This is a genomic window from Microcoleus sp. SVA1B4 (assembly GCF_036700545.1).
Classification (GTDB): domain Bacteria; phylum Cyanobacteriota; class Cyanobacteriia; order Cyanobacteriales; family Microcoleaceae; genus Microcoleus.
This window is the reverse complement of the sequence record NZ_JAUBPB010000116.1, coordinates 1-10,318: the sequence shown is the minus strand read 5'-3', so window position 1 is coordinate 10,318 and position 10,318 is coordinate 1. Positions and strand designations below refer to the sequence as shown.

Below are 10,318 nucleotides of genomic sequence, written 5' to 3'. Positions count from 1 at the left end.
CGCCCGTCCAAAAAGGACGGGCGGGACGCCCATCCCACAATAACAATTAAAATTGTAAGTTATTTAATTCGCGCTCCAAATGAGCGTTTCACGGAGTGATAATCGCTTTGGGCTACATACATATTTGGCCGCTCATCTACTTGTTTAGGAATAGGTTTTTCCCGAAATTGTGCGTGGGATATCAACATATAATACTTATAATGACTAATCACAATTTAGTAAAAAAGTCAATACAGTTTCATCAATTCCCTTTAGTTTCAAAGGCTTATATTTAACAATGCGATTTTCCTCCACATAATCTGCAACCGCCGCTGAAATTAGCACCGTGTTTGGTTCCGTCACCTCTTGCAAGCGGGCGGCAATATTCACGCTCGGCCCGATCGCAGTATAATCCGATCGATCGGGGCCGCCAAACATCCCCACCACGGCAGTACCCTGGTGAATTCCGCAGCGAAACCGCACCGGAGGGACGCCATTTTCCCCAACAATTCCCTGCTCCAACCAGCCCTTGTTAAGCTCCTTCAAAGCTCCCAGCATTTGCCCCGCAGCAGCCACAGCGCGGCGTACTTGCTCATTAGGCGTTAATTCCTCCGGCGCGCCAAAGAAAGCCATTACCGCATCTCCAACAAACTTGTCCACCGTACCGCCACTGTCAAAAATAGCCTTAGTCATTGCCGCCAAATATTCATTTAACAGCTCAGCTACCCGGCGAGATCGCAGCGTATTTGCCATTTGAGTAAAACCGACAATATCGCTAAACAAAATAGTAATCAATCGCGGTTCCGGGCGCAAATCCAAAGCCAAATCTCCAGCCGCTGCAGCCTTCACCATCGCCGGCGGCAAAAATCGGCGCAGCACCGACTCAGTTAAATAACTGTTCAACTGCTGCACTCGCCGCTCGTTTTGTTTGAGGGCGATCAAATTCCGCACTTCCGCCAACAATTCTCGATCGTTAAAAGGCTTGGACAAATAAGCATCCGCACCCCGTTCTACTCCTTCAATTCGAGTATCTTCGTCGGCTTTAGCAGTCAGCAAAATTGCCGGAGTTCCCTGCAATTCCTCATCTTCTCGAATCATCTTAATCAAATCCAAGCCTGAAATCAAAGGCATCATCAAATCCGTTATAATTAAATTAGGGCGACGTTTTTTAGCCACGGCAAATCCTTCTTCTCCGTTGCGGGCGAGCAAAACTGCAAAGCCGGAATCTCGCAGAATTGCCGAAACATAAAAGCGCAAATCAGGATTGTCGTCAACCACCAAAACCGTTCCCACTGCTGTTTCCGATCGGACAGGTTGGAGCGACTCAAAGTTATGATTTTCAGCCTCATTTTCTGATAAATCCGCCTCCACATCGGCCAGTTCCACCGCAGCTTTCGATGAGTGAAACTCCGCAGGTATTTCTAGTACCTGTTCCGGGGGCAAGTGAGTCGAACCGAAGTGCAGCCAAACGGTAAAAGTAGTACCTTCGCCGTAAACTGACTCAACTGAAATTTGACCGCCGTGGAGTTCGACTAATTCTTTGACAAGTGCCAAACCTAAACCGCTGCCTTCGTAGGAACGACTAGCTGAACCTTCGGCTTGGTGAAACCGCTCGAATAAATAGGGAATTTGTTCGGTGCGAATGCCGATACCCGTGTCTTTTACTTGCAACAAGCAGTGAGCGCCGGCAGATTCAACTTTCAGGGTGATAGTTCCGCCTTCTGGGGTGAATTTAACAGCATTTGATAGCAGGTTGTAAATAACTTTGTCGAATCTTTCCAAGTCCAAATAAAGTAAAGGACATTCTTGCAGTTGGGTAATTAAGTGCAGTCCTTTTTTCTCGCAGTAGGCGCGGAACGACTCTGCGGTAGAGTAACAGAAACCGACCAAATCGCAGGGGCGAAAACTCGGCTGCATCCGTCCGGCATCTAGCCGCTGCAAGTCCAGCAGTTGATTTACCAAGCGCAGGAGGCGGCGGGAATTACGCAAAGCGATTACGGCTTGTTCGTAGGGTAAGTCTTCTTTGCGTCTGCAAGCTGATTCTAGAGGGCCGATAGTTAGAGTTAGAGGGGTGCGGAACTCGTGGGAGATATTTTGGAAAAATTCGGTTTTGAGCCGATCGGCTTCCAAAAGCCGTTCTGCCTGCTGTCTGGTAGTCTGGTAGAGGCGCGACTGCTGCACAGCTAGAGCAGCTTGAGTTGCAACTATTTGAGCCAGGTCAATGTCTGAGATGTTCCAGCGGCGGATGCTGTGATTTTGGCGCAGGGAAATGCTGCCGATGATTTTGCCTTCTGAGAGTAAGGGAACGACTAACAGGGCGCGGGCTGGCGATCGAACTTGCAGTTCTGTAACATTTAACTCGGGGTGTTCGTCGAGGTCTTGGATCGCCACCGGCTCTTTTGATACCATAACTTGCAACAACAGCGGATTGCCTCGAATCGGCACCAAAGACTGTGGCAAAGAAGGATGGGCAAAAACCCAGGCGCGAGTGTTAGCAGCAGCATCACCAGAATCCGTCTCGTAGCCCAGAGAGTTCGCAACTACTTCTGGATTATCAAGAAAACCCTGTTCTACAGCCACGGTATCCCTATCTGTGTCGTATAGCCCCACGCATTGGACGTATTCATCATCTTCTGTCCACAGAGATAGGGCGCAGCCGTCAACTTGCAAAGCTTGGCCGAGTTGTTGAGTAATGGCTGCAAAAATATTTTGGGGATCGAGACTCGATCGAATTGCCGTAGTAATAGTATTGACTAAGGCCTCGCGCTTGGCCAGCGCCCGCACCTGTTCGTAAGCCCGGGCTTGAGAAAGCGCCAAAGCCGCTTGGTCTGCCACGGTAATTACCAACTGTACCTCGTGGTCTTGCCACTGGCGCGGTTCCTCAAACTGGTGCAGCGCCAAGACTGCCATCAGTTCGATTTTGTAAAATAGCGGTACGATCAAGCTCGATCGAATATTCGCAGCTTCGTAAGCCTGCTTTCGCTGTGGATTATCCCAGTTTAAAACTCGATCGTCAGTTTGGGCATCTTGAATCACCTCCACATCCAAAGTTTCCCAAACCAAATCCGGCAGCAAATCCGGGGAGAGTTCGGCAGCAGAAGCATCTGGGGGCATCGCTTCCTCATCGCCCCCCAACCCTTGAGTTTCTGCCTTCTGGTAAACGAACCACTCATCGGCAACTCGGCCGTCTTGGAACGGCCGCAGCAGACAGCAACTCACCTCAAACATCTGCCCGACAGTTTCCACAATTCTTTGCAGCATTTGCTGGTAATTGGGAGCCGATCGGATAGTATTGGTAACGGCATAAAGCAGCGATTCTTGGCTCAAAGCACGGCGCAGTTCATTGGTGCGCGTTTTCAGAAGATTGTGAGTCTCAACAGCTTGACTAACAAGATTGATCAGCTCTTGAGCATCCCAAGGCTTGGTAACGTATTTGAATACTTTGCCAGCGTTAATAGCTTCTACTAAATCTTCAACATCCGTATAGCCAGTTAAAATAATTCGGATCACATCGGGGTATTGAGCCGCCGTCAGGCTGAGAAACTCCGTACCGCTCATTTTTGGCATTCGCTGGTCAGAGATAATCACTGCTACTTCTCCCTCTTTTGCCAAAATTTCGAGAGCAGCGGGGCCAGATTCGGCTCTGAGCACTTTATAGTCTCGATGGAAGGTGCGGTAAAGCAAGTCGAGGTTATCCGGTTCGTCATCGACTATCAGAATTTTTAGCTTAGGATTTTCTTGGGAATTCATGCACCGTTCTCCTGTGCCCCGGGGCTGTTCGATTTAATAAGTCTGATTAAAGGAAGAATTCGCCGATTTAAATTGCTGAAGTCATACCATTTTCGATTTTCTATCTTCGATTTTCGATTGCGAATGACTCCTGACATAAGGATTGGGAGTTTGCCTAGGTCGCCATTATTTTGGGAAAATGGTATCACAATAATTCGTGGATATGAATTTGTTGTAAGTATGCCGAGGCAAGCATCAACCTTGATTTTTGATGTCTGGGTTTTCAATTCGGAATTCTTCTGAGCCACAGTTATCTGTCGTGCACCCCAATTTTATTATTCAATGATATTCACATAAACTCGTCTCCAGATAAATTTCTTTCACCCCTTACCTTGAGGCAGCCGGAGATCAAACACAAATCTGGCCATTTTAACTGCCGTCTGGATATCTCAGAATACAGAGGAATAACCGTCTTGATTGTGAGTTGATTAGCCAAATTTATGTTTGCTCCTGCCTCCTGGGAATATTTTATTTGGTATGTGAAAGCTGCCCGCAGCAAAATACTATAGACAACCAACATCTTCGCCTGTGTTTTTTCCCACAAGTAATAGCAACTTTAACAGTCAGCCAAGGATAGCGACCACCATCGGGCCCTGAACCCCTGACTGATATTCGGGGGTGGCCCACAGACCACAGAGGTGTCTGTGGGAGTGACGCAATTGCTGTACCATTTTAGTTAGACTTGCACTTTTTTCCCCGATATCGGCATTTTTTGTGCGTCCTGCAGGCCAACGCCCAAGCTAATTACTGCGGCGAAACACCGCAAGTTTGAGCATCCATCTGTTAATCTTAGCTAGGGATGTACTCTGTGGAAACCGATCGGTCGATTTTAGATTTTAGATTTTAGATTTTAGATTTACTCCACAGATGAATCGGGGAGCTTGAACTAGGGTCTAAAATTTTGATCTCTCCACGACGAGTGTCGGTGGCTTGTATCTGTTTTTGGGCAGGGTCAATCAGCTCGATCGAGGTTTTGAAGGTCTCGCGCGCAGCAGAGTATCGAACCGACGGGGAAAACCCCTGCAGACTGTTTCCAGGCATCCAAATTTAAATTGGACGTTGGAAAAGTACCAAGTAGCTCAACAGGTAAGGCCGGTTCGATTGGGGACGGGCGATGGATAGCCCAGAACTGCTGAAAGCTGGGGTGCCAGGCCGGGGGGCGGCGGGGAACATCCGACGCGCCAGCGATCCCAGTGTTAGTATGGTCAGTCGTTGAGTTTTTCAACTACCGCTTGACGGATAAATTATATTCGATCGGGTATTTCAATAAGCAGAGAGCGGTAGGATTTCGGGAACCTGACGTTAAAACCTTTGTGATTGTTTTTAATACCTTGCCCGCTAAGCTGTCGCGCATTTAATTTGTAAGCTACCGTTTACTTAAACTCTTGTGATGCCGGCCGAAAGCCAGGGATCAAGCTTCAATTTAAAGGCCAAATAGCTGATCCACAAATCTAGTATTAGGGGATGAGTTTTATTTTTTCATAACTAGAGTATTAAATGCTAAAAATTTTCCATTTACCTCAAATGCTACTTAAAGTCTATCGCCAAAAAATGTAATTTAATCGGGCAAATAAACTATGCCTATAAGTTACGTTATAAGAGCAGTATAACATCAGTGAATTTTCTAAGAGGGTAGCTTAGAAACCCGCGTAAAAAAAATTAATATAGTGGCCTGGCATTGTGAATCCTTCATTTTTTTCCTCACCATCTCACCAACAACAAACTCCCGGACTTTCTGGTTTTTCGATCCGGGTGGCTGCGCCCAACGACTTAACGCAGCTAGCTGATATTTTAGCCATGAGCTTTCACTCCCGCGAGGGGTTTGTAGAATGGGTGTATCCAGTGTTGCGTTTGGGCATTTACGAAGATTTAAAAAATCGACTGCGTTCTAAGGCAGAACATTACATTTGTCTGGTTGCTGAGCTAGTCTCGCGCGAGGAGGGAACGCAGAATTATCGATCGCACCGAGATCAGCGCATAACAGGAACAGTAGAAATGGCTCTGCGTTCTCGCTTCCCTTGGCAAATCCCTAGTTCTGACTATCCTTATTTGTCGAATTTAGCCGTTCACCCGGAGTACCGGCGGCAGGGAGTTGCTCAACAATTGCTCAGCAACTGCGAGGAGACAGCCAAAGAATGGGGATTTTCTGAGATTTACCTCCACGTTCTGGAAAATAATCACGCGGCGCGACAGTTATACTATCAGGCCGGCTATCGCTTGCAACAGGTGGATTGGAATTGGACTGGTTGGCTGTTGGGCCAGCCGCGCCGCCTGTTTTTACGCAAGCAGATTTCGCTATCCTAAGCTAAGTATTTGAATTGATTATGGGGAATTGGGGCTTCGCCAAGAAAAAGGAAAAAATAGCTCTTCTTTCCTTCTATTGTGAATCAATGGAATGGGAATGGGGAATTATTGATGAATTTTAGTTGACTCTTAAGCCCGATCACAAAACACAATAAAATTAGTTGCTAGTAAACAGTATTTGTTACCAACCCTTGTGTACCTAGGAACACATGAAAAACTCCATACAAAGTTATATCAACTCCCGTCGCCTCGTCGCGCGTAAAAACAAGTCAAAAATCACGGACGCTGCAACAGAAATTGCTCTAATTAATCTGCGTTAATCTGTGTTTATCTGCCCACATCGGCGGTTTTAAAAAGAAAATTTATTAACCGCAGATGACAATGGATTGACGCTGATTCACGCGGATAATAAGAGATTTATGAATAATTTCAAGGCTAACAGATTTGATCTTATACCAAATCCGGCTGGAATACACCCTTATTTTTTAGCATTTTAGAGAGGGACAAAAAGCCACTGTAAGAGCCATGACAAAAGCCGATCGCTACAAAGTTTCTAACCCGGATTGAGTATTGTGAAGAACGCCACAGAAGTTCTAATCTGCTGTGGCGTTTTGTTCGCCAGAACAGGAGACTTTCGCCGCCAATTCTAGAGTTCAGAGAGATTTGGTAGGAAATCCGAGGAGCCGATCGCCCCGTTAACCCCAACCAGATTTGCTAGAACCCGATCGGTTCCTGCTACTAGCAGCAACGTACCGTTCGGAGTAGCGCTAAATTGCAACTGCTGGAAACTCAGGCCGTCGGTCAAAACCAACTTATCGACGCCTACCTCGAAGTTAATGACAGTATCAATGCCGCCATCAGCACTTAACACATATCGATCGAACCCCATACCTCCAATTAAAGTATCCTCGCCCAAGTCGCCAAACAGCCAGTCATCTCCAGAGCCCCCATTGAGAAGGTCGTTATCTTTACCACCAATCAGAGTATCGCTGCCAGCATCTCCGTTGATAGTATCTTGGCCTTCATTGCCGTAGAGCAAGTCATCGCCCTCACCGCCGTTGACGCAGTCTTGCTGGCCGTTTGCGCCCACCGAGACACCCCGGTTATCAGCACGATCGCCATAGATAGTATCGTTGCCCTCGCCACCGCAGAGCTCATCGCTGCCGTCACCGCCGTAAATCGAGTCGTCACCTTGATCTCCGTGTATGAGGTCGTTAGCTTTACCGCCGTAAATCAAATCGTTGTCTTCACCGCCACTGATGGTATCGTCACCCTCATCGCCGAACAGCACATCAGCACCGAGGCCACCAAAGAGCAAGTCTTGGCCGCCAGCATCTTGAGCTCGACTTCGAGCACCACCGTACATGGTGTCGTCGCCACTGTCGCCAACAAGGGTATCAGAGCCAAGTTCGCCCCAAATCAGGTCATGATCTTTGCCACCCCAAACACAATCATTGCCTTTACCTGCTTGCACCGTATCATTACCATGGCCGCCGCCGATGATGTCATTGCCACTGCCACCAAAGAGCAAGTCTTGTTCCCCGATATCCCCGATGGACTGGGAACTGCCACTGTCACCGAGCAGAGTATCGGCTCCTTCGCCGCCGTAGAGAGTATCGGAGCCTAATTGACCGTAGATGATGTCATTGCCTTTACCTCCGTAAGCGCGATCGTTATCTTTGCCTGCAACCAGCGTATCGTCGTCTTGTTGGCCGTGGAGGAAGTCGTCACCGAAGCCTCCGTAAAGCAAGTCGCGTCCCTGGGAGTCGCTGGCCCTTTGGTCGCGGATTCCCCCAAACAAGCTGTCGGAGCCGATGCCACCAAACAACGTATCGGAGCCGAGTTCGCCCCAAATCAGGTCATTTTCTTTACCTCCAAGGGCAATATCGTCACCTTTGCCGGTATGGATGGTATCGTCGCCCTCGTTGCCGTTAATGAGGTCTGCACCCTCGCCTCCGAAGATCAAATCGCGAGCATCGTCAGGACTCTGGGAGTTGTTCTCCCCGGTGTCTCCGAGAATCGTATCCGCACCTCGATCTCCAAACAGAGTGTCAGAGCCTAAGTCGCCGGCAATCCAGTCGTTCTGTTTGCCTGCAAATACGATATCGTTGCCCTCGTCTCCGTAAACAATATCGGTGTCAATGCCCCCAAAAATCGTGTCATTGTCTTCGTTGCCGTAAATTTCGTCCGCGCCGTCTTCACCTAAAAGCAGGTCATTACCTTCAAAACCGACAATTTTTTGGTTGCCTTTGGTGTCTACGATCAAGTCATCGCCGTCGGTTCCTTTGGTGGTTTGTCCCTCGGAAAATTGTGAAATAGGCCGGACAAATCCAACTGCAGGTGGTTGCGGCGGGGGCGCAAAGTTAATTCCCGGTTTTTCAATAATGGGCTGACACAAACAGTCGGTATCTGTTTCCCCGATCGGATTTGAGACGATCGGCGTGGGGGGCGTTGGTGTGGGAGTTGGCCCATCCGCCCCCAAGATAGCGACAAAAGTAGCGGGAGCGGGACTGATGGCACCGCTGTTGTCTGTGGCGCTATAGGTGAAAGTGGCTCCTGTAAAGTTGCCTGTGGCTTGCAAAAATAGTTGCTGTAACTGTTCTGGCGTCAGGACTTGACCTAGTGTGACGGGTACACCCCCGTTGGCTGGATCTCCTAAAAACAGGACTGCTTGGTCTGGTGAGGGCAGGCTGTTGATGGTGTAAGAGACGATCGACCCGTCGGGGTCACTTCCTCCCAATCCTGTGACTAACTGGCTGCTGTTGGGCGCGAGGCGGGAGTTGGCATTGTTGGCTAAGGGCGGTTGGTTGTCAGTTGGAAGTATGGCCGCGACAGTAGCGACAGCGGGACTGGATGCGCCGCTGTTGTCTGTGGCGCTATAGGTGAAAGTGGCTCCTGTAAAGTTGCCTGTGGCTTGCAAAAATAGTTGCTGTAACTGTTCTGGCGTCAGGACTTGACCGGGTGTGACTGGTACGCCCCCGTTGGCTGGATCTCCTAAAAACAGGACTGCTTGGTCTGCAGGAGGCAGGCTGTTGATGGTGTAAGAGACGATCGACCCGTCGGGGTCACTTCCTCCCAATCCTGTGACTAACTGGCTGCTGTTGGGGCCGAGGCGGGAGTTGGCATTGTTGGCAACTGGCGGTTGGTTGTCAGTTGGAGTTGTGGGAGTTGTGGGAGTTGGCACTATCAGTCCATCCACAGTAGCCGTAGCAGGGGGACTGATAGCACCCCTGTTGTCTGTGGCGCTGTAGGTGAAATTGGTTCCTGTAAAGTTGCCCGTTGTGAAGAAAAATAATTGCTGCAACTGTTGAGGAGTCAGGACTTGGCCTGGTGTCACTGGTACGCCGCCCAAAGCTGGATCTCCTAAAAATAGGACTGCTTGGTCTGCTGGGGGCAGGCTGTTGATGGTGTAAGAGACGATCGACCCGTCGGGGTCACTTCCTCCCAATCCTGTGACTAACCTGCTGCTGTTGGGCCCAAGGCGGGAGTTGGTATTGTTGGCCAATGGCGGTTGGTTGTCAGTTGGAGTTGGAGTCGGTGTGGGATTTGTTGGAGTTGGAGTCTGTGTGGGATTTGGGGAAACCGGCCGCAAGATAGCCGCCACCGTAGCGACAGCGGGACTGGAGGCGCCCCTGTTGTCTGTGGCGCTGTAGGTGAAATTTGCTCCTGTAAAGTTGCCCGTTGTGGAGAAAAATAGTTGCTGCAACTGTTGAGGAGTCAGGACTTGACCGGGTGTGACTGGTACGCCCCCGTTGGCTGGATCTCCTAAAAACAGGACTGCTTGGTCTGCAGGAGGCAGGCTGTTGATGGTGTAAGAGGCGATCGACCCGTCGGGGTCACTTCCTCCCAATCCTGTGACTAACTGGCTGCTGTTGGGCGCGAGGCGGGAGTTGGCATTGTTGGCTAAGGGCGGTTGGTTGTCAGTTGGAAGTATGGCCGCGACAGTAGCGGTAGCGGGACTGGTGGCGCCGCTGTTGTCTGTGGCGCTGTAGGTGAAATTTGCTCCTGTAAAGTTGCCAGTAGCTTGGAAAAATAGTTGCTGCAACTGTGCTGGCGTCAGGACTTGGCCGGGTGTGACTGGTACGCCACCGTTGGCTGGATCTCCTAAAAACAGGACTGCTTGGTCTGCAGGAGGCAGGCTGTTGATGGTGTAAGAGGCGATCGACCCGTCGGGGTCACTTCCTCCCAATCCTGTGACTAACTGGCTGCTGTTGGGCGCGAGGCGGGAGTTGGCATTGTTGGCTAA

3 protein-coding genes are annotated in these 10,318 nt (G+C 49.5%); 1 reads left to right on the top strand and 2 read right to left on the bottom strand.

Annotation, left to right across the window (positions count from 1 at the left end; genetic code table 11):
- Positions 1 to 204: 204 nt before the first annotated feature.
- The gene (locus tag QT987_RS28900; RefSeq protein ID WP_333246862.1) at positions 205 to 3,729 is read right to left on the bottom strand and encodes a response regulator; all 3,525 of its coding nucleotides are present in this window, start codon (positions 3,727 to 3,729) and stop codon (positions 205 to 207) included.
- 1,719 nt (positions 3,730 to 5,448) lie between these two features.
- Here QT987_RS28900 and QT987_RS28895 point away from each other — a divergent pair.
- Entirely contained in the window at positions 5,449 to 6,072 is a 624-nt protein-coding gene (locus QT987_RS28895) for a GNAT family N-acetyltransferase (protein ID WP_333246861.1), read from the top strand.
- A gap of 646 nt (positions 6,073 to 6,718) precedes the next feature.
- On the opposite strand, the gene QT987_RS28890 is transcribed toward QT987_RS28895, so the two are convergent.
- Positions 6,719 to 10,318 (bottom strand): Ig-like domain-containing protein (locus tag QT987_RS28890; RefSeq protein ID WP_445305018.1); only part of this gene is annotated, 3,600 nt, incomplete at its 5' end.

Bases quoted from the DNA above. Each gene is read 5' to 3' on its own strand.
- QT987_RS28900 (WP_333246862.1), bottom strand. From the start codon at position 3,729: ATGAATTCCCAAGAAAATCCTAAGCTAAAAATTCTGATAGTCGATGAC.